22 protein-coding genes are annotated in these 22,822 nt (G+C 43.4%); 13 read left to right on the forward strand and 9 right to left on the reverse strand.

Translation table 11 applies throughout. From position 1 onward, the window contains the following. Positions 1 to 32: 32 nt before the first annotated feature. The 4 genes from AC59JO_RS21630 (at position 33) to AC59JO_RS21645 (ending at position 4,267) form a co-directional block, all read left to right on the forward strand. On the forward strand, positions 33 to 716 hold the full coding sequence (locus AC59JO_RS21630) for a DUF6134 family protein (protein ID WP_497307927.1): 684 nt from the start codon (positions 33 to 35) through the stop codon (positions 714 to 716). 23 nt (positions 717 to 739) lie between these two features. After that, positions 740 to 1,378 (forward strand): RNA polymerase sigma-70 factor, encoded by a 639-nt coding sequence (locus tag AC59JO_RS21635; protein WP_497307929.1) that lies wholly within the window; start codon positions 740 to 742, stop codon positions 1,376 to 1,378. Next, positions 1,375 to 2,367: a FecR domain-containing protein gene (locus AC59JO_RS21640; protein WP_497307931.1), complete on the forward strand. Its 993-nt coding sequence runs from the start codon at positions 1,375 to 1,377 to the stop codon at positions 2,365 to 2,367. The genes AC59JO_RS21635 and AC59JO_RS21640 overlap by 4 nt, the downstream gene beginning before the upstream one ends. A 148-nt stretch (positions 2,368 to 2,515) precedes the next feature. Continuing rightward, entirely contained in the window at positions 2,516 to 4,267 is a 1,752-nt protein-coding gene (locus AC59JO_RS21645) for a carboxypeptidase-like regulatory domain-containing protein (protein ID WP_413670615.1), read from the forward strand. Positions 4,268 to 4,421: 154 nt separating this feature from the next. Here AC59JO_RS21645 and ypfJ read toward each other — a convergent pair whose 3' ends face one another. After that, positions 4,422 to 5,270 carry a KPN_02809 family neutral zinc metallopeptidase gene (gene ypfJ, locus AC59JO_RS21650; RefSeq protein WP_413670614.1) on the reverse strand — a complete coding sequence of 283 codons (849 nt, stop codon included), beginning with the start codon at positions 5,268 to 5,270 and terminating at the stop codon, positions 4,422 to 4,424. A 121-nt stretch (positions 5,271 to 5,391) separates the two neighbouring features. Continuing rightward, positions 5,392 to 6,087: an SIMPL domain-containing protein gene (locus AC59JO_RS21655; protein WP_413670613.1), complete on the reverse strand. Its 696-nt coding sequence runs from the start codon at positions 6,085 to 6,087 to the stop codon at positions 5,392 to 5,394. Between the two features lie 224 nt (positions 6,088 to 6,311). Between AC59JO_RS21655 and ku the strand changes: the two genes are divergently transcribed. From ku to AC59JO_RS21670, 3 genes are all read left to right on the forward strand, one after another. Continuing rightward, the gene (ku, locus tag AC59JO_RS21660; RefSeq protein ID WP_413670612.1) at positions 6,312 to 7,082 is read left to right on the forward strand and encodes a non-homologous end joining protein Ku; all 771 of its coding nucleotides are present in this window, start codon (positions 6,312 to 6,314) and stop codon (positions 7,080 to 7,082) included. A 243-nt stretch (positions 7,083 to 7,325) separates the two neighbouring features. Then, positions 7,326 to 7,871 carry a YciE/YciF ferroxidase family protein gene (locus tag AC59JO_RS21665; protein WP_413670611.1) on the forward strand — a complete coding sequence of 182 codons (546 nt, stop codon included), beginning with the start codon at positions 7,326 to 7,328 and terminating at the stop codon, positions 7,869 to 7,871. 293 nt (positions 7,872 to 8,164) lie between these two features. After that, positions 8,165 to 9,553, forward strand: a complete 1,389-nt coding sequence (locus AC59JO_RS21670; RefSeq protein WP_497307934.1) for a hypothetical protein — start codon at positions 8,165 to 8,167, stop codon at positions 9,551 to 9,553. 7 nt (positions 9,554 to 9,560) lie between these two features. Here the strand turns inward: AC59JO_RS21670 and AC59JO_RS21675 are convergent, their stop codons facing one another. Next, positions 9,561 to 10,727, reverse strand: a complete 1,167-nt coding sequence (locus AC59JO_RS21675; protein ID WP_497307936.1) for a hypothetical protein — start codon at positions 10,725 to 10,727, stop codon at positions 9,561 to 9,563. A 146-nt stretch (positions 10,728 to 10,873) separates the two neighbouring features. On the opposite strand from AC59JO_RS21675, the gene AC59JO_RS21680 reads away from it, so the two are divergent. The 4 genes from AC59JO_RS21680 to AC59JO_RS21695 all read left to right on the forward strand — a co-directional run bounded on the left by AC59JO_RS21680 (position 10,874) and on the right by AC59JO_RS21695 (position 13,969). Beyond that, on the forward strand, positions 10,874 to 11,029 hold the full coding sequence (locus tag AC59JO_RS21680) for a lmo0937 family membrane protein (RefSeq protein WP_143065138.1): 156 nt from the start codon (positions 10,874 to 10,876) through the stop codon (positions 11,027 to 11,029). A 176-nt stretch (positions 11,030 to 11,205) separates the two neighbouring features. Continuing rightward, positions 11,206 to 12,033, forward strand: coding sequence for an N-acetylmuramoyl-L-alanine amidase (locus tag AC59JO_RS21685; RefSeq protein ID WP_413670608.1), 828 nt, complete (start codon positions 11,206 to 11,208; stop codon positions 12,031 to 12,033). 107 nt (positions 12,034 to 12,140) lie between these two features. After that, positions 12,141 to 12,950: an AraC family transcriptional regulator gene (locus tag AC59JO_RS21690; RefSeq protein WP_497307938.1), complete on the forward strand. Its 810-nt coding sequence runs from the start codon at positions 12,141 to 12,143 to the stop codon at positions 12,948 to 12,950. A 77-nt stretch (positions 12,951 to 13,027) separates the two neighbouring features. After that, positions 13,028 to 13,969, forward strand: a complete 942-nt coding sequence (locus tag AC59JO_RS21695; RefSeq protein ID WP_497307940.1) for a nitrilase-related carbon-nitrogen hydrolase — start codon at positions 13,028 to 13,030, stop codon at positions 13,967 to 13,969. Positions 13,970 to 14,201: 232 nt separating this feature from the next. Here the strand turns inward: AC59JO_RS21695 and serS are convergent, their stop codons facing one another. Then, entirely contained in the window at positions 14,202 to 15,473 is a 1,272-nt protein-coding gene (gene serS / locus AC59JO_RS21700; protein ID WP_497307942.1) for a serine--tRNA ligase, read from the reverse strand. 117 nt (positions 15,474 to 15,590) lie between these two features. Between serS and rsmI the strand changes: the two genes are divergently transcribed. Both rsmI and lnt read left to right on the forward strand, forming a co-directional pair. Further along, positions 15,591 to 16,316 carry a 16S rRNA (cytidine(1402)-2'-O)-methyltransferase gene (gene rsmI / locus AC59JO_RS21705; RefSeq protein WP_497307944.1) on the forward strand — a complete coding sequence of 242 codons (726 nt, stop codon included), beginning with the start codon at positions 15,591 to 15,593 and terminating at the stop codon, positions 16,314 to 16,316. Between the two features lie 405 nt (positions 16,317 to 16,721). Continuing rightward, entirely contained in the window at positions 16,722 to 18,356 is a 1,635-nt protein-coding gene (gene lnt / locus AC59JO_RS21710; protein WP_497307946.1) for an apolipoprotein N-acyltransferase, read from the forward strand. Positions 18,357 to 18,375: 19 nt separating this feature from the next. Here lnt and AC59JO_RS21715 read toward each other — a convergent pair whose 3' ends face one another. From AC59JO_RS21715 to AC59JO_RS21735, 5 genes are all read right to left on the reverse strand, one after another. Beyond that, positions 18,376 to 18,957: a TetR/AcrR family transcriptional regulator gene (locus AC59JO_RS21715; protein WP_413670602.1), complete on the reverse strand. Its 582-nt coding sequence runs from the start codon at positions 18,955 to 18,957 to the stop codon at positions 18,376 to 18,378. 103 nt (positions 18,958 to 19,060) lie between these two features. Then, positions 19,061 to 19,810 carry a glucose 1-dehydrogenase gene (locus AC59JO_RS21720; RefSeq protein ID WP_091210298.1) on the reverse strand — a complete coding sequence of 250 codons (750 nt, stop codon included), beginning with the start codon at positions 19,808 to 19,810 and terminating at the stop codon, positions 19,061 to 19,063. 410 nt (positions 19,811 to 20,220) lie between these two features. Next, entirely contained in the window at positions 20,221 to 21,087 is an 867-nt protein-coding gene (locus tag AC59JO_RS21725) for an N-acetylglucosamine kinase (RefSeq protein ID WP_497307948.1), read from the reverse strand. After that, a complete protein-coding gene (locus tag AC59JO_RS21730) occupies positions 21,084 to 21,464 on the reverse strand; it encodes a response regulator (protein ID WP_110584211.1) in 381 nt (126 codons plus the stop codon). Before AC59JO_RS21730 ends, AC59JO_RS21725 begins: the two co-directional genes overlap by 4 nt. 41 nt (positions 21,465 to 21,505) lie before the next feature. Then, positions 21,506 to 22,822, reverse strand: a complete 1,317-nt coding sequence (locus AC59JO_RS21735) for a TolC family protein (RefSeq protein WP_497307950.1) — start codon at positions 22,820 to 22,822, stop codon at positions 21,506 to 21,508.

The raw sequence follows: 22,822 nt of genomic DNA on the forward strand, positions 1-22,822 counted from the left end.
AGCTTTATTCAATCACTTTAAAATAATTACCCATGATACCCGCTTTAATAATTTGGTTATTTAAAAAATATATCCGGCCTGCCCTCCAAAACAAAACTTTCCCAACGTTAAATATCTTCGGTCCGCTTAGGTGGGTGGCTGTGGTGGTGGCATTGTTATGCCTTGCCGTTGGTGCTGTGGCGCAGGAGCAAACGGTTAAGTACAATGTACTGCACAGCGGCAAGGTGGTTGGCCACATGAACCTGTACCAAAAACGCCAGGGCGACGAGTTGTACCTCAAAATGATCTCCGAAGTAAAAATGCGCTTCATTTTCAGCGTTAAGGTCGATATCCAGGAGGAGAGCACTTTTAACAATGGCAAGCTCATCAGTTCGCAGGTATGCCGGCATGTTAACGGCTCTGAAAAATGCAATCGCCAAACCAAGGCTGTTGCCACGGGCTACCAAACCATCGCCGAAGGCAAATGCGGTAAAACAGTTGATCAAAAACAAATTGCCGCCAACCTGATGCTGCTGTACTGCCGCGAACCCGAAAACCAGGCGCAGGTGTACTCAGATAATTTTCAGCAGTTTCTGCAGGTTAAACAGGTAAGCCCGCATGTATACCGTATTGACCTGCCCGATGGTAACTATAATTTTTACAGCTATACCAATGGCGTGTGCAGCAAGGTTGATATTCATCATTCGCTGTACACTATCCAGATCCAATTGGCCTGATTGATTTTTAACATTTGGGCTCTATGAATTTAACGGCCAAACAAGCTATCTTTAGCGCTAACATCTACACCTTACAAGTGGAATATAGCGATAGCACGGCCATCGGTTTAATTAAACAGGGAAGCCAGAAGGCTTTTGAGCGGCTTTTTAAAGATCACTTTAAAAGTCTGCACGCCTATGCCTACACTTTTTTAAAGGATGATGAAATGGCCGAAGAGGTAGTACAAAATGTATTTTGCCGCATTTGGGAAAAACGCGATCAACTTAAAACCGACGGTAGTATCAAGGCCTACCTGTACCGGTCTGTACATAACGAAAGTTTGAACTACTTAAAGCATCAGAAGGTCCGCGCCAATTTTGGCGTTTATTATGCTGATGAAATGGAGCAGAACAGCAGCAGTGAACTGGCCTCAAAAAAACTGCTCACCGCCGAGCTGCAAAAGCATATCGAAAAAGCCCTGAGCGAACTGCCCGAGCAGTGCCGCATCATTTTTCAGCTGAGCAGGTTTGAGCAACTTAAATACCAGCAAATTGCCGATCAGATGGGTTTATCTATCAAAACCATCGAAAACCAGATGGGCAAGGCGCTGCGGGTAATGCGCCAAAAACTGGCCGAATTTTTACCCATTATTTTATTGTTATTTATGAATTGGTTTGTATGAGCTATACCGGTATGCCTATAGATGATGATTTGCTGGTGAAATACCTGGTTGGCGAAGCTACGCCCGCCGAGGTGGAAGCTATACAAAATTGGATTGCCGCCTCCCCTGCTAACAGGCAGGAATATGATAATTTTAAACTGATCTGGGATGAGAGCCAGCGCATCGCCTCTACCAAAACACTCGATGAAGATGCGGCCTATCTTCGCCTGCAAAAAAGACTGAATAATACAGCTCCAACAGCTACCCAACCCGCGCCGGTTCGCAAAATGAAAACCAGCTGGTGGGTTGGCATAGCGGCATCGTTGCTATTGATTTGTACCGTAGCCTGGCTAACCATCAGTCATTATTATGATAATAGAAACATTGCTTTTGTTAAGATAAACAGCGAAGCCAAAACCCGTACGCAAACCCTGCCCGATGGTTCGGTAGTTACGCTGAATAATCACAGTACCCTGATTTACCCCGAAAAGTTTACCGGCAAAATCCGACCAGTTACTATGCTGGGCGAAGCGTTCTTTAAAGTAACGCCCAATAAAACCCAACCGTTTATTATTAAGGTGAATGGTGTAACGGTTAGGGTGGTTGGCACGTCATTCAATGTAAAGAGCCGCGACGGTAAAACGCAGGTAATTGTTGAAACGGGCATTGTTAACGTAAGCGAGAAAAACAAAAACGTGAACCTTAACCCCGGCGAGAAAGTCCTGGTTACGGGCAAGGATGGCTTGCAAGCGAAAGAGAACATTAAAGGGCGTTTGTATAACTATTATGCCACCCATGAACTGGTTTGCGATGAAACCCCGCTGCATGAGCTGGTGGGTTCGCTGAACGAGATTTATGGGGCGCATATTGTTATCGGCAACAAGGCCATTACTAACCTGCCTATTACTACGGTGTTTAAAGATCAGTCGTTAGATGAGATATTGCTGGTGATTTCCGAAACGTTTAAGATTAAAGTGGAGCGGGGGAAAAAGGGGATTGTGTTGAAGTAAGGAAGTAGCTATACTAATTACTATAAAAGCATGTCATTGCGAGCGATAGCGTGGCAACCGCACGGAAGCATAACCGCCCTGTATAGCATGCGGTTGCTTCGTCGTCCCTCCTCGCAATGACATAGTTTATTAATATTAAGAATATTTTATGTTATATAAACTACATCGTTACCTAAACTATACCCTCGCCCTGCTCCTCCTCACGGCCTTCACAGCTCATGCCGATTCTATTCTGTCCAAAAATATTTCTGTACATGTAACCGAAATGCGCCTGGGTACTGTGCTTAAAACCATCGAGCAAAAGGGTAACTTCTATTTTTCATACAATAGCAACATCGTAAAAACTGATAGCCTGGTCACCGTTAACGCTGATAACTGGACAATAAAGGAAGTGCTCGACCATATGCTCAGCTACCGTTTTGAGTATCGCGAAACCAAGAATTTTATTATCCTGAGATATGCCCCCCTCCAACTCACCATAGTTACCGATAAGGCTGCTACGGAGGGCGATAGTTATGCCATCAGCGGCACGGTTACCGACGAGCAAACCGGCCACAAACTGCCGAATGCCAGCGTATACTCGCATGAGCAACTACAATCAGTATTGACAGATAAAGACGGTCATTTTGATATGACGATTCGCAATCAAGGTCAACCGATCACCTTAACCATAAGCAGGGAATTTTATAAAGACACCACCGTTACCTTCCTGGCTGATGTTAACGTAAGAAGTACAGATACTACATTGAAGAAAAAGAGCCTGCTGGGTTATATCCTTAGTGATGATTATTCTGGCGTTGAGAATACTTCCCTGGGCAGATTATTCCTATCTACCAAACAACAGATCCAGGCAGCCAATCTCGGCGGATTGATTGCACAAGCTCCCTTCCAGGCTTCGGCCATACCCGGCGTTAGCACCCATGGCAATTTCAGCGGACAGGTAGTGAATGTAGTTTCCCTCAATGCAGTCGGCGGGTACAATGCCGGTGTCGACGGTTTTGAAATGGGCATTATTTTCAATTTAGATAAAGGCGATGTTGGCGCGGTGCAAATAGCGGGGATCTTCAACGTTGTCGGCGGGTCCGTAAACGGTATTCAGCTTGGTGGCTTGTATAATAATGTACTGGGCAACGTGCGGGGCATTCAACTGGCGTTGCTGCATAACAGCGTAAAACAAAATATGAATGGCCTACAATTGTCAGCACTATATAATCATACCCGTGGATCGGTTAGGGGTATTCAGTTAGGAGCCATAGGCAATATCGCCGGTAAAAATTCTGACGCATTTCAGATTGGAGGTATTGGCAACATTGCACAACAAAAATTTGGTGGCCTGCAGGTAGCGGGCTTGTTTAATTACGCCAAACACCTAACCGGGGTGCAGCTGGCATTGGTAAACATTGCCGATACTTCGTCGGGCTTCAGCATTGGGTTACTGAATATCATCAACAGTGGGTATCATAAGCTGGCTATCTCCACCAACGAAACACAGAATATCAACCTCGCCTTTAAAAACGGTAACCATAACCTGTATACCATTTGGCAGGGCGGCATGCGGGTTGATGGAAATAGCAAATTATATTCGTTTGGTTTAGGTTTTGGGCGCGAGTTTGGTTTAGGCAGACATTTGGCTATCAACACCGAAATCGGCTCAAGTTACCTGTACCAGGGTACCTGGTTAAAAACCAATCAGCTTAATAAATTCAATCTTGATTTTACTTATAAGGTTAGTCGCAAATTTTCCATTTTCGCAGGCCCGTCATTAAATTTTCTATATTCCGATCAGCGTACACCTGTTAATGGCTACGCCTATGTGCGGGATCTGCATCATTCATTTATTCATGATAACCGAAACTGGAGTGGTTGGGTTGGATGGAGCTTTGGGGTTAATTTATTTTGAGGTGTTTAGGTTGGTAATCAAATTCTTTTGTGTTTTATAACTTACATCGTTGCCCTCTTGGCCGCCCGGCCAAGAGGGCAACGATGTAAGTTAATTACTAATAAAGTTCCTTTCTACCCCTCTCCTCGTAAGCCCAAGCTACCCAATCAGCTAATCAATCCAAATCCCCATTACCAAAAGTATCTCCCTGGTTAATATCACCGGTTTCATAGCCTTTTTTAAACCAGTACATGCGCTGGGCGCTGGTGCCATGGGTAAAGCTGTCCGGCTCAACATGTCCTTGGGCCTGCTTTTGGAGACGGTCATCACCGATGGCATTGGCCGCGTTCAGGGCTTCTTCAATATCTCCTTTATCAAGCACGTTTTTCATGCTTTTTTCGTAGTGCGCCCAAACACCCGCGTAAAAATCAGCCTGTAATTCCAGCTTTACTGAAAGTTTGTTGTATGCTTTTTCACTTAAACGAGACCGTGCCGCGTCCATTTTTTGCGAAACACCTAACAGATTTTGCACGTGATGACCAACTTCATGCGCTATTACGTAAGCCTGTGCAAAATCGCCGGAGGCTCCAAAACGGTTTTTCAATTCGTCGTAAAAAGAAAGATCTATATATACCTGCGAATCGCCCGGGCAATAAAACGGACCACTTGCCGAGCTTGCCGTACCACAGGCTGATTGTACATAACCATTAAATATAGTTAACTGCGGCTTTTCGTAGGTCTTACCCATATCATCAAATAGCTTTGTCCAGATATCTTCGGTATCAGCTAAAACTACGCGTACAAAATGCTTGCCCGCATCCTCGGGGCCGTTGTTGGCTGTTTGCTCCTGCCTTGGCCTATTGGTTGCCACCTGGTTAAGCAGGGCCGAAGGATCGACCCCGGTAAAAAAATAAATTGCAGCGGCTATCAAGCCAAGCAATCCTCCACCTATGGCTAACCTGCCACCGCCTCCGCCCCGTTCATCGTTAACGTTATCACTTTCGCGTCTGCCAAACCATTGCATATTTGCCCCCCAACCCCCTAAAGGGGGTGTTTATTTTAGAGATAATAAAAAAAGCCCCTGTTTGTTTTCACAGAGGCTTCAGATTTTTTAAACTCCCCCTTCAGGGGGCCGGGGGGCGATACTACTTCACTATCTCAAACACCGCCTGGATCTGGAAGCTCAGCTTAATAGTTTTGAAGCTGATATCTGATTCTGCAACATTGCTGTCGGCCGATGCTTTGAACATCATAGCATTGGCATAAACGCGTGGCTGCGGGAAGCTGCTGTTATCACTTTCGGTAATGTTAATTGCACCACCCAGTTTTTCGCCAAGGGCAGCTAACAGGTAAGTTGCTTTATCGCGTGCGGCAAGTAGGGCTTTGATTTTAAGATCTCGTTTCAGATCGGCCATTTTTGAATAGTCGTAGCTTTCAATATTGGTTGATTGGATGCCTTTGGGATCAATCTTCGACATGATCTGGTTAAACTTGTTCAAATCGCGCACACGTAAGCCGTATTGTTTGCTGGCCAAAAAGTCGGGTGCTTTTTTCTTTTGGTAAGTGTTGTTCCAGGCCGATACATTATTCACTGTAAAATCTGATGACGGAATACCGGCGTCTTTAACGGCTTTTTCCAGCTGATCTTCCAGGTCGTTAATGGCGATGTGTTTTTTGCCATCCATATATTCCTGTAGTGATATGGTTACATTTATAATATCAGGGGTAACGTCCTGTTCGGCAATACCGGTAACTTCAATTTTACGCCTAAGGTCAACGTTTTGGGCAAATGCTCCAACAGTAGTTGCTAATAGTGCGGCAAGGATAAATAGCTTTTTCATGTGTATTTTATTTGATGTTATGACTAAGGTAACGTGTATTTAGTTTAATATGTAACAGTAAGGCTACAATTATTTACTAAGCCACTGGTATGCTTGTAAATAAAAAGGAGTGGTTTTGCCTGGAGTGAAATTTCAATTCCCCTCTCCACAGAAACCTAATAAACACTCGCTCAAACCCATTCAACCTTTAATGGTTATATTACAACACATTAAGTTATTTGGCTATGAGATCGATATGGAAAGGTTCGATAGGTTTTGGGTTGGTGAGCATTCCTGTTAAATTGTATTCGGCGGTGCAAACCAGTTCGCTCGACTTTGATATGCTGGACAGTCGCGATCACGCGCGCATCCGCTATCAGCGGGTGAATGAAAATACCCATAAGGAGGTACCGTACGACAAAATAGTAAAAGGCTACAAGCTGGATGAGGATTATGTGATTATGGATGAGCAGGATTTTGAAGATGCCGCACCCGAAAAAAGCAAAGTAATTGAAATAGAAAGCTTTGTTGATATAGCCGATGTAAACCCTATGTTTTATGAAACATCATACTACACCGAGCCCGATACCAAAAACAATAAAGCCTATGCCCTGCTTATCCAGGCATTGACACAATCAAAAAAAGCAGGACTGGCGCGTTTCGTTTTGCGCAGTACCGAAAGCCTTTGTATAGTTCATCCGCTTAAAAATGTACTGGTGGTTACCCGTATCCGTTTTGCACAGGAGATCCGCAATACGGATGACCTTAATCTGCCCGATAAGATTGATGTAAGTAAAAAAGAACTGGATATGGGGCTCACCCTGATAAACCAATACGCCGAAGATTTCGACGTATCCAAATTTAAGGATGAGTATAATGATGAACTGCTCAAAATCATCGAAGCCAAATCAAAAGGCAAACGCGCCAAGGTTAAAAAGCTTAAACCGCGTAAAACCGGCGGTGATGATCTATACGATCAACTGATGGCAAGTTTAAAAACAAAGAAAGGAGCTTGATGAAGTCCGAAGCCGGGAGTTGGAAGTATTATGTCGGCTTACTTAATTCCTTAAAATCGGGCATGTTGTATGCTTTTTAGAACTTTTGATTGCAGGCGCTTGCCGGCAAGTTTCATGCTGAGACGAAAAATCCAGTCTTGGATATGCTTAAAATTATCATAATAATTAATTTAATTGTTTAAATAATAAAATTCGGCTTTGTGTTTGTAGATATTTCCTCGCAAAAACATTAAAATATCTACCATGGCAACTACAAAAGTAAAATCACCCGAGCAAACTGCCAATGTGCAGGAATCGGCCTTGAACGAGTTATTTATTGATGAATTAAAAGACATTTATTGGGCCGAAAAACATCTTACCAAAGCATTACCCAAAATGGCTAAAGCAGCAACATCTGATGAATTACGTTCTGCTATTGAAAACCACCTGGCCGAAACTGAACGCCAGGTCATCCGTTTGGAAGATGCTTTCGCATCTATCGGTCAAAAGGCCGTAGCAGTAAAATGTGAAGCAATGGCCGGATTGATCAAGGAAGGCGAAGAAATTGTATCCGAAACAGAAAAAGGCAGCATTACCCGCGATGCAGGGATTATTTCAGCAGCTCAAAAAATTGAGCACTATGAAATTGCATCTTACGGTACGCTCCGCACTTTGGCCAGTGTATTGGGGTATGATCATGCAGCCGAACTGCTTGATTCAACCTTACAGGAAGAAAAAACATGCGATAGCCTGCTCACTCAAATTGCCGAGGCCGGCATTAACCAGGCATCAAAAGCAGAAAAAGCTTAAACCGTTTATTAGTTTTTTTAAGAGCGGTCGCAGGGGATTTATTCCTTGCGGCCGTTTTTGTAAAAAAACCTTTTCATCCAAATTGTCATTTCGACAGAGCCGGGCGGGGCGTGTGCGCCGGGGCGAAAGAGAAATCTTATACACCTCGCAAATCAGCATGCTATATAGATGGCTGGATGTATAAGATTTCCCCTTGTTCCTTGTCGAAATGACTTGTATACTCTCCTATTAATTAAAATCTTTCCACAAACAATAACCAGAGAATATGGTTTATCGTCAAAAACCGACGCCCTATGAAACAATTCAAACTGGTACTATTTGCCTTTTTAGTCTGCTTTTGCGCTTCTGTTTTTGCCCAGGATAAGTTAGATGGCGCTTATGCCGGATGCGAATTTTCGCCAAGCCCCATATTTGGCGGCGGCATGAACAGAACAGACATTGCTATATTGTTCAGGCCCGATGGCACTTTCAATGATGTGCTTAACCGTACCGACTGGCAAACCAACGTGAGTGGCCATTACACTATAAGCAAAGGACAGGTAACCCTTAAATACACCAAAAGCTCGTCTGTTTATGCCATAACCAAATACGGAAGCCTTTCTAATTATGCACATGAGTTGTTTAAGCTTCAGGGGAATATTATACCTGCGGGCTATTATTCATTTATCAGCGCTATGGGCGGTGGAGGCGCAGCCTATGGCACAACTTACGTAGGTGCTTTAAGCACACAGGGATTAAATTTCGACGAAAAGGGTCACTTTAGCAATTCACGTTATTCGGGCTCCGTTGTAGCCGGCGAAAATGTTGGCGGCGGCAGTTCGAGCAGTAAGGACGGCAGCGGTACCTATAAAATAAACAAAGGGGTGCTTACGCTTACCTATACTGATGGCCATACCGAACTGCACAGCTTTTTTTGCGATATGGGTGGTAAAACCCGTATGGCTGTGGTTGACGGACGGGTATTTTTTGTAGACAATAATGACAATGCTACTGCCAACAACACAAAGTCATTAACAGGGGCTAAAAAGACTTCGGAAAACACTGCTGCCAATAATGCCGCTGCCCCGGATGGAAAAACACTGCTTTTAAACGCTAATGCCACTCATGGTGGCGATAAACTGAATGCATTGAAAACAGCACGATTAACAGGCTCTGTTTCGGGGTTAAAAGTTGTTGAGCTGATTGATATACCCAACAGCAAGGTGCGTGTTGAAATATGGCAAAACGGCAAACCTGTTTCGGTGCAGCAAACTGAAGGCAATACCGGATGGCAGTGGAGCAGCGGTAACAAGTCCGATCTGCCGGCCAGTAGCGTAGCCGAGGTAAAAACAGCCCTTTACACCGGGGTTCTCGGTTTACGTAAATCATTGCTTGATCAAATGCAGATCATCAATACGCAAAAAATCCCCGCCAATAACATGTACACCGTTCAATGCAAGTTAAATGGTAACGAATATATATTTGCTATAAATGATCAAAACCAGTTGATGGCTTACGGCTATAAGGTGGGCGACAAAACACTGTTCTCGATGTTGTCAGATCTTCGGCCGGTACAGGGTATCACCATTCCCTATCATGAGGCAACAACAAGCGGCCAGCAAAAGCTTAATATCCAATATGACAATATGGATGTGAACCCGGTTTTGGACCAGCAAAGCTGGGCGGTGCCTGCTGGGGGCTAAATCAAATTCAGGTCGATAATTTATTCGGTTTCAAATAAAGATAATCATTCTTAAAATCGATTATCATATTGAACCTCTTTAACAAACCATTACCCAGATAGTTAATTTCAAAACCAAGGGGATTTTTATTGCTCAAAATAAGCGTTGACACATTGGTAACCGGGAAGCCGTTAAGCCTGAACAGCGGAGCTTCTACTATTTTCATATCATACTTTACCCCACGAGGGTCGCTGATGGTGGATGACTTGATAACTTTTAAATTAGTCGGGAAATCATTTTTAGCTGCCCAGGCACTGTCCAGTATTGCTGATTGATCGGACCCGGTATCCATCGAAAAATTGCCGGTGTATTTTTTCCTGCCTATTTCAAACATTCCGATAGCATAAGGAAACGACCGCATAAACCCAATCTTCGAGCGCTCATAGTTTTTCAACCCCTTTGGCTTTGTGTTATAGATGATGATACGATTGTTATCATAATCAACCTCTACCAACTTACCTTCAAACAGGTTCCAGCCAAACCGGCCATCCATTCCCGTCGAGGTTATGTTTGTGGGTAAAATTTCCTGATTGTGCCAAACAGCCGTTCCCATTTGCAGTTTTAGCACTTTGCTCATTTCATTAAAATTCGGCTTTGCTTTACCCGCCAGCACATCGGCGTGATTGGGCAATAGCTTAGTCTTCTTTAGTATAGCATCCTTAGTTAAATGAAAATCAAACGAACTTAGATCAAAATGCAGGTTTAACGTATCGGTATCATTCATTACAGCTTTTACCGCTATGGCGCTATAGGCCGTAAGCTTAAACGGAATAGTATCGTTTTTGGTAACGCCCCCATTCTGTTTATTTACCGGTGGAATAGCGCTCGCTATTTGTGTATAGCACGAATCCTTTCCGTTAAGCAGGATGACGAAATTATATCGGGTACCAGGTTTAACCTTTATCCTTATGGAATCTATATCTGTATAAAAAGTAACCCATTTAGTTGCCCGTGTCCTGTCGGCAGTATAAACATCAGGTCGCATTTTTGGCGAAAGCGACCAGGCATTCTTATCCAGAAATCCGCCATCGTTAATGGCTACTTTTTTTGATGTCGCTTTGATCACGGGTAGTTTCGACTGGCCAATAACAAACCCTGCCGGAAGCAGGCAGATAAACAGTAAAAAGTATTTCATCGGTTTATGATGTATGTTGCTAAAGATACATTACAGGCGCTGTAAATGAGCGCTTTTATCCGCAAAAAAGTAATTTCTTAAAACTTTTAAAGCAATAAGGCTATTATACTAATATCTATGAAAATCATTAATTAAAACAAAGTATTATGAACTCACTCCTGTATATCATTGCAGTGATCCTTATTATAGGATGGGCAATTGGCGTATTTTTCACATCGGTAGGCGGCCTGATCCATATCTTGCTGGTAATAGCCATTATCGCGCTTTTATTAGGCTTAATCAGGCGGTCGACAGCTATATAAAACCGCTGAAAATAAAATCATAAGCTATCTCAAAAGAGGTAAACTATCTGAACCTTGATTCGCTTGATTTGCGGATTACCTGATAAAATCAGAAAGTCTTTAAATCAAATGGATCAAGGTTTTTTGTATACTTGTTTAGTTGTCAGGATAAATCCTTAAATCAGGAGAATCAAGGTTTGAAAAATATATACATTTCATTGTTTATTGCAGCTATAGCCGCCATTAGCGCATGCTCACCTAAAGTACAACCCTACGCTACCACCAATAAAGTGTATCATACCCAAACCGACTCATTAGTTGAAGTCATCAGTCGCGAACAACCGGCTATGCTGGTTGACAGTGTAGGTGAGGCTATTCCATCAGAGTGGATAGGTACCGTAAATTTTAACCTGCGCAAACCTAACTATGTAATCATTCATTATACTGCACAGGATTCGGTTAAACAAACCCTCAACACTTTCACCTTAGTAAAACCCCAGGTAAGCGCACATTACGTAGTAAGTAAAGACGGTAAGGTTTATCATATGCTCAATGATTACCTGCGGGCCTGGCATGCAGGCATCAGCAAATGGGGAAGTATCACTGATATGAACAGCTGTTCCATTGGCATTGAGATTGACAATAACGGGCACGAACCTTTTAATGATGTACAAATAAAAAGCCTGCTGGCTTTATTGGCTCAGTTAAAGAAAACTTACAATATCCCGCAGGCCAATTTTATCGGGCACCAGGATATAGCACCGCTACGCAAACCAGACCCGGGACCATTATTTCCATGGAAACTATTAGCTCAAAAAGGCTTTGGTTTTTGGAGAGAAGAGTTGCTTGAGCTTCCGCCCGATAATTTTGATTATGCCACTGCACTTAAGCTCATCGGCTATGATATCAGCAACCTGCCTGTGGCCATCGTTGCTTTTAAACGTCACTTTGTACAAACTGATGAAACACCGGTAATGACGCAGTTGGATTTAAATATACTTTATAACGTTTATAGAAAATATTAGCCCCCCGCCCCCTAAAGGGTCCTAAAGGGGGAGTATCGAACAGCTCCATAACTGGATAATTATTTACAAGAGGGAATAATTATCTTTATAGGATTTGTCACATCACCATGCAAATAGCCCCACATCCTTTGCTTTCGGGTATTGTTAAGCATTATTTAATTATAGCGCATAAACAGCATGCTGTCATGAATTACCGTCTGTTTTCTGACGGAAACCCTGGGATGGTATTTCATTTAAAAGCTCCCCTACTCCAATACAACCAGCTACACACCTTTGCCAGCAAGCAGCCAGGCAGTTTTGTTTATGGGCAAATTACTCATTATAGTGATATTATTTCGGCGGGTGAACTGGCTATGCTGATTATAGTTTTACAACCCAATGCATTGCTACCCCTGCTTGGCCTGCATGCCTATGAGCTAAATGACAACACCGTACCGTTAAAAGATCTTTTCGGACAGGAAGCTCTCGATCTTGAAGACAGGATCGCAAACGCTGCCAACCTTCCTGCTGCAGCCGCAATTGCCGAACAGTTTTTATTAAGAAAGACCGCTTCCAAAGTCAAATATGCTGGCATTACAGATCAGGCTATAAGCATCATTCATGCAAATAAAGGCATTATCAACGTTCAAACCCTGCTGACCAAGATACCTGTAACCGAACGGCAGCTTGAGCGTAAGTTCAACGAGGAAGTTGGCATCTCTCCCAAAAAGTTTATCGACGCAGTAAAATTTCAAACCTATCTCAAGCAACTACAAAAACTATCTTCAATAAAAGAGCTAAGTTCATTGAGCTATGCCTGCGGATACTATGACCAGGCGCATCTTAATCACTTTTTCCGGAAACATACCGGCGTTACTCCCCTGCAATACAAAGCCAACCATAATCTACTGGCAATTAACTTTATGCCGTTGGTTTAAAATTGCATTTGTCGGTTTTTTACAATGCAATCCGCTATACTTCGGATAATTTTGAAATGAAAAAAAATGATCAGCATATGGAAAACCTAACAATCGCCACGGCACAATTTGAAAATAAAAGTGGCGATAAAGCCTACAATTTATCGGTTATTGAGCAAATGACGGCGGATGCGGCGGCGCAAGGAGCCAAAGCAATTGCTTTTCATGAATGTTCTATAACAGGCTACACATTTGCCAGGAAACTTAACAAAGCACAGATGCTTGATCTCGCCGAAGAAATTCCCGGCGGACCGAGCATCACCACATTAACCGAATATGCCCGAAAATATAACATTGCCATACTGGCCGGCCTGTTTGAAAAGGACAAAGATGACAATCTGTTTAAAGCCTATGTATGCGTTGATAAAGCCGGGCTCATTGCCAAACATCGCAAATTACATCCTTTTATCAATACGCATCTTTTACCGGGCACCGCATATACCGTATTTGATTTGTATGGATGGAAATGCGGGATCCTTATTTGTTATGATAATAATGTAATTGAAAATGTACGCGCAACTACCTTGCTTGGGGCACAGGTAATTTTTATGCCGCACGTTACCATGTGTACACCGTCAACCCGACCAGGTGCCGGTTTTGTTGACCCGGAATTATGGAAAAATAAAGAAGCAAACGCTCATCTGCTTCGCCAGGAGTTTGACAGCCTTAAGGGCAGGCAATGGCTGATGAAATGGTTGCCAGCGCGGGCCTATGATAACGCGGTTTATGCCATATTCTCCAACCCAATAGGCATGGACGATGACCAGCTAAAAAACGGATGTTCCATGATCATTGATCCATACGGCGATATTATGAGCGAATGCAGATCACTTGAAAACGAATTTACAATAGCTGAATTAACACCCGATAAGCTGGAAAAAGCAGGTGGCTATCGTTACATCCAGGCCAGGAAGCCTGATCTATACCGCGATATCATCGGCCGCGAACATGAAAGTTTTCAGAAAGTAGTTTGGCTTTGATATTAAGATACCGATGTACACATCACCACCAGTGTACAACTTGCGCTCATTTGTAATGAGCGCTTAATCCGGTTTGGCGATTGCATCGCCAGTCGCGTTACAAACGCTAACCCATGTTAAGCACTCGTTGAAAACGAGCGCAGGGAAAATGCAACTACAAAAAAGCCCCGGCACAACATTTGTGTCGGGGCTTTATAATTTCAGACTCCCCTTTAAGGGGGCTGGGGGACTACTAATCAATCCACTCAAACTTAGTATACGGCACAAGTACCTCCGGCACTTTAATACCTTTTTCGGTTTGGTTATTCTCCAATAAAGTAGCAACTATACGCGGCAGGGCCAGTGCACTGCCGTTTAACGTATGCGCTAATTGTGTTTTACCATCGGCATTGCGGAAACGTAGTTTAAGCCTGTTACTCTGGAAAGTTTCAAAGTTTGATACTGATGAAACTTCCAGCCAACGTTGTTGTGCTGCGCTCCAGGTTTCCATATCATAAGTTAAGGCAGATCCAAAACCCATATCGCCGCCGCAAAGACGTAATACACGGTATGGCAAGCCTAATTTTTGTAACAAGCCTTGCACATGGCTGCTCATCAACTCCAAAATTTCGTATGATTTATCAGGATGAGCTATAGTTACGATTTCTACCTTATCAAACTGGTGCAGGCGGTTCAATCCACGTACGTGTGCACCGTATGAACCAGCCTCACGACGGAAACATGGTGTATGGCCGCAGTTACGTACAGGTAACTGGTCTTCTTTTAATATCACCTCGCGGTAGAGGTTGGTAATAGGCACTTCGGCAGTAGGGATCAGGTACAGGTTATCGATACCTACATGGTACATCTGCCCTTCTTTATCCGGCAATTGCGAAGTACCGAAACCAGATGCTTCGTTTACCATTAAAGGCACGCTTACTTCGCTGTAGCCTGCTTTTTCGGCTTCGTCAATAAAGTAATTGATCAATGCGCGTTGCAGTTTGGCACCTTTGTTTTTGTATACAGGGAAACCGGCTCCGGTTATTTTAACGCCCAGTTCAAAATCAATCAGGTTGTATTTTGCAGCAAGCTCCCAGTGCGGTAAAGCATCGGCAGGTAGTTCGGGCTTAATACCGTTCTCTAACACAACCTCATTATCCTCAGGAGTTAAGCCTTTAGGTACCGAGCTATGCGGCAGGTTAGGCAGCAATACCAGTTTTTGATATAATTCTTCCTCGGTAATAGTAAGCAGGTCTCCCAATTTCTTGATCTCCTCTTTCCAGGCACCAGTCTTGCCTTTAAGCCCTTCAGCCTCTTCTTTTTTTCCGGCGCGCATCAGCTCACCTATCTGTTTTGCAGCTGCATTGGCCTCGGCCGAAACATTATCCATACTGGTTTGAGTGGAGCGACGTTTATCGTCCAGTTCAATTATTTCATCAACCAGTTGGGGCTGTTTAAAATTTTTTACAGCCAAACGTTCCAAAACCTGTTCCCGGTTATCACGGATATAACTAACTTGCAGCATTATTTTATTTTTTAGGCAAAGATATAATTAGTTCATTGTTTATGGTTCATAGTTCATAGCTGATTTATGAAATTTAAAAACCATCAACCAATATCCATGAACTATGATCTATGAACCATGAACAACCCAACTGGCAAACTATACTTAGTCCCCACCCCGATAGGTAATCTGGAGGATATGACCTTCAGGGCCATCCGCGTGTTGAAGGAGGTGGATCTGATACTGGCTGAAGATACGCGCACTTCTGCTCCGATGCTCAAACACTTCGAGATCCATCAAAAAGTATTCGCACACCATCAGCATAACGAGCATCAATCAAGCAACGAGATCATTAAGTTTTTGCTGCAGGGGAAAAACATCGCGCTTATTTCAGACGCGGGTACACCGGCAATTTCTGATCCGGGATTTTTCCTGGTACGTGAAGCATTAAAGTTTAATATCGCCGTGGAATGCCTGCCGGGCGCTACCGCCTTTGTGCCGGCACTGGTTAACTCGGGCTTCCCTACCGATAAGTTTTGTTTCGAGGGGTTTTTACCGCTGAAAAAAGGCCGTCAAACCCGGTACAAGTTTTTAGCCGAAGAGGAACGGACCATCATACTATATGAGTCGCCCCACCGTTTGTTAAAAACACTGGATGAAATGGCAACTTATTTCGGGGCCGACAGGCAGATCTCCGTATCGCGCGAGCTTACCAAAATGTTTGAAGAAACCGTACGGGGCACCGTGGCTGAAGTAAAACAATACTTTGAAACACACCCTATGAAAGGCGAGTTTGTAATATGTGTGGCGGGGGCGGCGGCTAAGCCGGCAAAGGGGAAATATGAAAGGGATGAGGAGGAATAAAGCAACTGCTCTCCTGTATGTCATTGCGAGGAACGAAGCAATCGCATGCTATACAGAGCGGCTGTGCTTCCGTGCGGGGGCCGCGTTAGGGATTGCAGTGTAAAGCCCACAGCGTGTGTAGGGAGTGAGGGCAGGAAAAGCGAGGACCTGTAACGGAAAGCCCGGGCCGTAGGCAACGCCCATGTTATAAAATCGATTTTAAAATATATTTAATAATCAACAACTTACGATCACGTCATTATAAGGTACGAAGCAATCACATACTATACAGAACGGCTGTACTTCCGTGCGATTGCCACGCTGCGCTCGCAATGGCATTGTTAATATAAGTAAATAAACTAAATAACCTCGTAATGACGGTTCTGAATAAATACAGCGACAACTGAATAATACATTGTCATCTACATGAAAAAAAACCTACCATTAGCCATACTATCGGGCTTACTTTTATGGATAGCCTGGCCGCCTACCCCTTATACTACATTTTTACTTTTTATAGGCTTTGTGCCTATGCTGCTGGCCATTGAAAACATCATTAATGATGCCAGGCCTAAAAAAGGCAGACGGGTATTTAATGTAACTTTCATCGGATTTTTTATCTGGAACTCACTGTCTGTTTACTGGGTTTACAATGCGCTTAAAATAGTTGGCGAGGTTGTAGCTATTCCCATTACGCTTATCCCCTATTCGCTTGGGCCACTGTTGATGGCAACAGCTTTCTGGCTATATTACAGACTAAGATTGGTTGCTCCCCGCTGGATAGCGCTCATTGGCCTGGTTTGCTTTTGGATAGGATACGAATACCTGCACCAAAGCTGGGATCTTTACTTTCCATGGATGACCCTTGGTAACGGCTTTGCCGTAGCACATCAGTGGGTGCAATGGTATGAGTACACCGGCGTGTACGGTGGTACTGTATGGATCTGGGCTGTAAATATCCTCGTTTTTTTAATTTACATTGGCTTTCGCGAAGCTCAAACAAAAAACACACGGATGGCTTTATCCGCAGCTTTGCTGATAGCGATAGCAGCGCCTATCGGTTACTCACTATCGGTTTACAGCAATTACGTTGAAGAAGTAAACCCATCAAATATTGTTATTGCACAACCCAATATCGACCCATATGAAAAGGACGGTACCATCCCTCCGGCCTTGCAAATTGATATCCTGATCCATCTTTCAAGACAGGTGGCACAGCCCAACACCGAATTTTTTATCTGGCCCGAAACGGCTATTCCAGCGCCTGTTTATATTAACGAAGATCAGATAGGCCAAAACGACTTTATTAAACAAGCCCAGTTCTTTTTACGCAAGTACCCGAACGGCAACCTGGTTACCGGAGCTGAAACATACAGGCTGTATAACAACCGCGCTACACCAACAGCGGTTCCTTCGCCATGGGGGGGCGACCAGTTTGCAGATTTTTACAGTACAGCCCTCAACATTGAAAATGGCGACCGCATCCAAGCCTACCACAAATCGCGTTTAGTGCCCGGGGCAGAGTCATTGCCTTTTGGAGATGCGCTTTCATTCTTAAAACCCGTATTTGAGCATTTAGGTGGCGCCACAGGCAATTATGCCCCCGAAAAGGATGCAAAAGTGCTTTATTCCCAAAGCGGCATTGGGGTTGATCCTGTTATTTGCTATGAATCGATATGGGGAGGGTATATTGCCCGCTCGGTTAAAAAAGGAGCCCAGTTTATCGCCATTATCACCAACGATGGCTGGTGGGAAAACACCTCGGGTAAAGACCAGCATTTGGATTACGCCAAACTTCGCGCTATTGAAACGCGCCGCTGGGTTTGTCAATCGGCCAACACCGGTATTTCCGGCTTCATCAATCAACGCGGCGATGTGGTTAAACACACCGACTGGTGGGTTAAAACCGCCATCAAACAGGATATTAACCTTAACAGCGAGCTTACTTTCTACGTTAAACACGGCGATTATATCCCGCAAGCAGGCAGTGCGTTAGCTGGCGTTGGCATATTATTTTTATTAGGAATGAGGTTGAGGAAGAAACAAACCTTAACGGCTTAAAAGTTTAACACATAAACCGTTAATCAAGTATTGATAGGGTGGTTTTGATGATATCATCAAAAAAAGCCTTGTCGGCAGTTGCTTTGGCAGATACCTGCATGCCCCTTACCGCATTCATTATGAACCGGGCCAATGCAAGGGAATCCTGGGTGTTACGGATCTCACCACTCTCCTGTCCCTTTTTTATAGCACTAAGAACCGCGTTTTCAAACTGCTGCTCATTCCGGCATATCACATTTTTAACTTCAGCATCAAGCGATGCCAGTTCAATTTCTGCATTTACCATAAAACAACCTTTGCGTTGCTCATCATTTAGCAGCGTGCTCATAGTAAGCTCCAAAAGTTTCTTTATCGCCTCTTTGGCCGATGCTGTATTATTGATAATATCACACATCTGGCTTCCCCCGGCCTTTTGATAGCTATCCAAAGCTTTAATGTATAAAGCGTGTTTATCGCCAAAGGTATCATACAAGCTCGAGCGGCTTATACCTAAACCGTCAACCAAATCCTGCATAGACGTGCCATTGTAGCCCTTATGCCAAAAAATGCAAACGGCCTTGCTCAACACCTCGGCTTCATCAAAATCTTTACTTCGTGCCATAACAGAAAAGCTTTACCCGTTTTGTGGGCAAAGCTATTCATTTTTAGTTAATTGTTAATCTGTATTCTCGTTAGCGCCCCTAAATAGCCCTAAGCAGCGTAATTTACCTTACACCGCCGCTTGCAAGAATAATTTCGCCGGTTAACCAGCGTGACTCATCAGACGCCAGGAATACGGCAACAGGTGCAATATCATCCGGCTGACCGATGCGGCCCAACGGTGTAGTTTTTTCAATCTCAACCTGGAAATCGCTGCCGATAAACCCTGCTGTGTGCGTACCTTCGGTTTCAACCATGCCCGGGTTAATTGCGTTTACACGGATTTTTTTAGGGCCAAGCTCTTTTGATAATACCTGTGTGATAGAATCAACCGCGCCTTTAGTGCCGGTATAAATAGCGCTTTGTGGTGGGGTAATGCGGGTTACAGTTGAGCTTATGTTGATTATGCTACCGCCATTATCACCAAAGTTATTTACCGCTCCCTGAGTAGCAAGCAACAAACCAAGTACGTTGGTATTAAACTGACGGTGAAATTCTTCTTCTGTAACGGCCTCTATCGGCGTAAACTGATATACACCTGCATTGTTTACCAAAACGTCAACACCACCAAAAGCTTCTTTGGTTTCAGCAAAAAGCCGATCAACATCTGCTTTTACCGCTACGCTGCCTTGTACAGCGATAGCTTTGCCACCATTTGCGGCAATCTCAGCCACAACTTTATCGGCGCCTGTTTTATCTGACGCATAGTTTACAACTACTGCCGCTCCTGCTGAGGCCAGGCTTTTAGCTATGCCTGCACCGATACCTTTTGATGCCCCTGTTACAACTGCTACTTTGTTCTCTAATTTTTTCATTTTATGGAAGATTAATTTAATTTTGGAATAATCGTTCCGCAAATGTATGTGCAATTTGGAACAATCGTTCCTAAATTGTTTTTTATTATGCTGGGATGACAAAAGATACGAGCCTATTATGTCTTCTTTGGGCTCTCTGTGAGTTTAAGTTAACCCACAAATCAATAGTAAGTGATAATATGCGCGAGTTGAACCCCTCTGGGGTTCAGATAATGGGTTGGACGTTATTGTCTACAAACCTTTTCCCCCTCTGGAGGATTTTAAACAGGCCTTAATTGAGATGTACTTAAATACAGGTGCACCAGAGGTGCAAAAGATTTGTAGCATAAAAAGTATAGAAATACCCTTTGCCCCAGAGGGGCAAAACAAAACGCTTCGTTGATTAAACGACAAAACGATTTCCCTGAGCCCTACTCTTCCGTTGCCATTTCGTTCCTTTTCAGGATAAAGGTCATCAGGTCGTTTATAGGATGTTTAATGATCTTGCCAGTTTTTACGCCGTGCAGGTGGCACAGCGATACAAGCTCTTCAGAAAACGAATAAGCTATGGAGCCAACAAAGTGACATTTATACTTATGATACTCGGGGTATGATTTGATATTTGTTTCAATAAATTCAACCAAACCATCAACCAGCATGGAATGGCCGTATTCGGTAGTTTTAATTTCACTTACAAACTTACTAAATGATGCCAGGTAAGTATTGGCATTAGGCTTTTGATATACGTTTTTGATTACGATCTCCTTGTTAAGGTGGTAGGCCTTATCAAATTTCTGATTGATATCGTGTGGCATATTGCCATATAAAAAGTCGGTAACCAGCTTTTTGCCAAACCAGGTGCCGGCGCCTTCATCGCCCAAAACAAAACCAAGACCGTGCTGGCCGTCATAAATGTCTTCGCCATCAAAAAAAGAGATATTACTCCCGGTTCCCAGCACACAGCAAATACCTTTTTCATGACCACAGGTTGCATAAGCACACCCAAGCAAATCGCTGTCAACACTGATATAAGCTTTGCCGAAATGTGTGCTCAGGGCATTGGATACAATCTCGTGCCTGTCGGGACTGCTGCAGCCGGCGCCAAAAAAATAAATTTCAGAAATCTCGGCAGCAAGCGCCACCATTTCCGGGGCCTGCTCCAGCACAATGCGGGCTATCTCCTTTTCGGTTAAAAAATAAGGGTTTAACCCCGCGGTAAGAAACGAGCGGGTTTCCTGGTCTGAAACGGTCAGCAGCCAATCAGTTTTTGATGATCCGCTATCTGCAACTAAGATCATTGACAAATTTCTTCGAGCGCTTTAACAGTAAGTGGCTTATGAATAAACTGGGTTATATGTTTATTATCGCTTGATTGCTTCATATCTGTAGGGTCAAGCGATGATGATAACATATATATTTTTATTCCTTTTTTAGCAATTTCTAAACCGTCATATTCATGCAGAAACTCAAAACCGCTCATCAAAGGCATCCTGATATCCAAAAAAATAACATCGGGGTTTACCGATCCGTTTTTTAATGATTCAATAGCCTCCATTGGCGATTGACGCACAATGATATTTTCGGCAAAGTTGCTGCTCTCTAAAACCCGGCGTGTTATAAAGTTATCAATGTAGTTATCATCAATAAGCAAGCAGGTTTTAAAAGGGGCGGTCATGTTTCAAAAATAAGTTTTTAAACTTATTATTAAAATATTTTTTATTGGATGTTAATGCTATTGGTGATCTGTTTTAACATGATTTCGGCCTGTTTGCTTTGGTATTGTGCAGCAAAAAACTTTGATTGTGCATCAAGATAGTTACGCTGTGCCTCCCTAACTTCGAGCGGAGTAATATTGCCTAACTTATATTTATCAAGTGTAATATCCAGGTTCTTTTTGTTAAGGTTTACGTTGGCTTCTTCGAGCTTAACCAAATCAAGTCCAGACAAATATGCTACAAACAAACTGTTAATCTGGCTTTCAATATTCAGTTTGGTTTGCTTGGCAGCGATACCTGCATTGTCAATCTGGATCTTTGCATTTTTTTCGCGCCTGTTTTGATTAAAGCCGTCAAAAATATTGATAGATGCCGTAAGCCCGTAATTAAACCCGTGCACGTTTTGTGATACCGTAAAGCCTGCCGGCGTTTTACTGTTGGTGAATACATAGCCTGATGTTAAGCCCACCTGCGGATAGCGTGTGGAGCGAACCTGTTTCAGGTTGATCTCGGCCAAACGCTGATTAATTTGTGCCGATAGTATGCCGGGGTTCTGCAGCTGCGCATTGTTAAGCACATCAGCCAGGATGAGTTTATCGTCAACCACAATGGTATCTGCCACCGAAAAGTCTGTTTGCAAATCGCGGATAAGCAACTGGTTAAGCTGTATTTTGGTTGATTTGAACAGCTGATACTGGATAACCAGGTTGCCGGTATCGGTATTGAGATTTACCTGTGCATTAAGCACATCAAGCCTTGATGCCCGGCCTACATTAAACTTATCTGTAGCAATACGCAGTTGAGTATGTGAGATACCTATGGCCCCCTTAAGCGCTTTGATCTGTTCATTTTGACTGATCAGATCATAATAAGTATTAACCACGTTGGCTACTGTGCGCTGTACAGTATCCTGTAAGCGTAAAACGCCAAGCTTATCAAGCTGTTTCAACTGGTCATAAGTGGCAAACATATTGAAGCCATCAAAAATTGTCCAGTTAAGATTTACGCCATAACTATTGTTTGAGTTATGTGCATTAATGTTATTATCCTTACCGGTACTAAGCGTTTGCTTGGTTGACTGGCGGCTGTTATTATCTGTAAAATTTCCGGTTAATTGCGGCAAAACGCCTGCATTGCCCAATGTTACATTATTTGATGCTATTGTTGAGTTGTTTTGCGACAACTTGATATTATAATTATTCTTCAGCGCTATTTCTACCGCATCTTTTAAAGTCAGTAACTGCGCATCCTGCTGGGCTGAGGCCATGGTTGACACCATCGCGAAACCAAAAACCAGGCAGGTTATTTTCTTGATCAT

The sequence above is a fragment of the Mucilaginibacter sp. A5337 genome, from assembly GCF_059690695.1.

Coding starts and splice junctions, on each gene's coding strand:
- AC59JO_RS21630 (WP_497307927.1), top strand. CDS start 33: ATGATACCCGCTTTAATAATTTGGTTATTTAAAAAATATATCCGGCCT.
- AC59JO_RS21635 (WP_497307929.1), top strand. CDS start 740: ATGAATTTAACGGCCAAACAAGCTATCTTTAGCGCTAACATCTACACC.
- AC59JO_RS21640 (WP_497307931.1), top strand. CDS start 1,375: ATGAGCTATACCGGTATGCCTATAGATGATGATTTGCTGGTGAAATAC.
- AC59JO_RS21645 (WP_413670615.1), top strand. CDS start 2,516: ATGTTATATAAACTACATCGTTACCTAAACTATACCCTCGCCCTGCTC.
- ypfJ (WP_413670614.1), bottom strand. CDS start 5,270: ATGCAATGGTTTGGCAGACGCGAAAGTGATAACGTTAACGATGAACGG.
- AC59JO_RS21655 (WP_413670613.1), bottom strand. CDS start 6,087: ATGAAAAAGCTATTTATCCTTGCCGCACTATTAGCAACTACTGTTGGA.
- ku (WP_413670612.1), top strand. CDS start 6,312: ATGAGATCGATATGGAAAGGTTCGATAGGTTTTGGGTTGGTGAGCATT.
- AC59JO_RS21665 (WP_413670611.1), top strand. CDS start 7,326: ATGGCAACTACAAAAGTAAAATCACCCGAGCAAACTGCCAATGTGCAG.
- AC59JO_RS21670 (WP_497307934.1), top strand. CDS start 8,165: ATGAAACAATTCAAACTGGTACTATTTGCCTTTTTAGTCTGCTTTTGC.
- AC59JO_RS21675 (WP_497307936.1), bottom strand. CDS start 10,727: ATGAAATACTTTTTACTGTTTATCTGCCTGCTTCCGGCAGGGTTTGTT.
- AC59JO_RS21680 (WP_143065138.1), top strand. CDS start 10,874: ATGAACTCACTCCTGTATATCATTGCAGTGATCCTTATTATAGGATGG.
- AC59JO_RS21690 (WP_497307938.1), top strand. CDS start 12,141: ATGCAAATAGCCCCACATCCTTTGCTTTCGGGTATTGTTAAGCATTAT.
- AC59JO_RS21695 (WP_497307940.1), top strand. CDS start 13,028: ATGGAAAACCTAACAATCGCCACGGCACAATTTGAAAATAAAAGTGGC.
- serS (WP_497307942.1), bottom strand. CDS start 15,473: ATGCTGCAAGTTAGTTATATCCGTGATAACCGGGAACAGGTTTTGGAA.
- rsmI (WP_497307944.1), top strand. CDS start 15,591: ATGAACAACCCAACTGGCAAACTATACTTAGTCCCCACCCCGATAGGT.
- lnt (WP_497307946.1), top strand. CDS start 16,722: ATGAAAAAAAACCTACCATTAGCCATACTATCGGGCTTACTTTTATGG.
- AC59JO_RS21715 (WP_413670602.1), bottom strand. CDS start 18,957: ATGGCACGAAGTAAAGATTTTGATGAAGCCGAGGTGTTGAGCAAGGCC.
- AC59JO_RS21720 (WP_091210298.1), bottom strand. CDS start 19,810: ATGAAAAAATTAGAGAACAAAGTAGCAGTTGTAACAGGGGCATCAAAA.
- AC59JO_RS21725 (WP_497307948.1), bottom strand. CDS start 21,087: ATGATCTTAGTTGCAGATAGCGGATCATCAAAAACTGATTGGCTGCTG.
- AC59JO_RS21730 (WP_110584211.1), bottom strand. CDS start 21,464: ATGACCGCCCCTTTTAAAACCTGCTTGCTTATTGATGATAACTACATT.
- AC59JO_RS21735 (WP_497307950.1), bottom strand. CDS start 22,822: ATGATCAAGAAAATAACCTGCCTGGTTTTTGGTTTCGCGATGGTGTCA.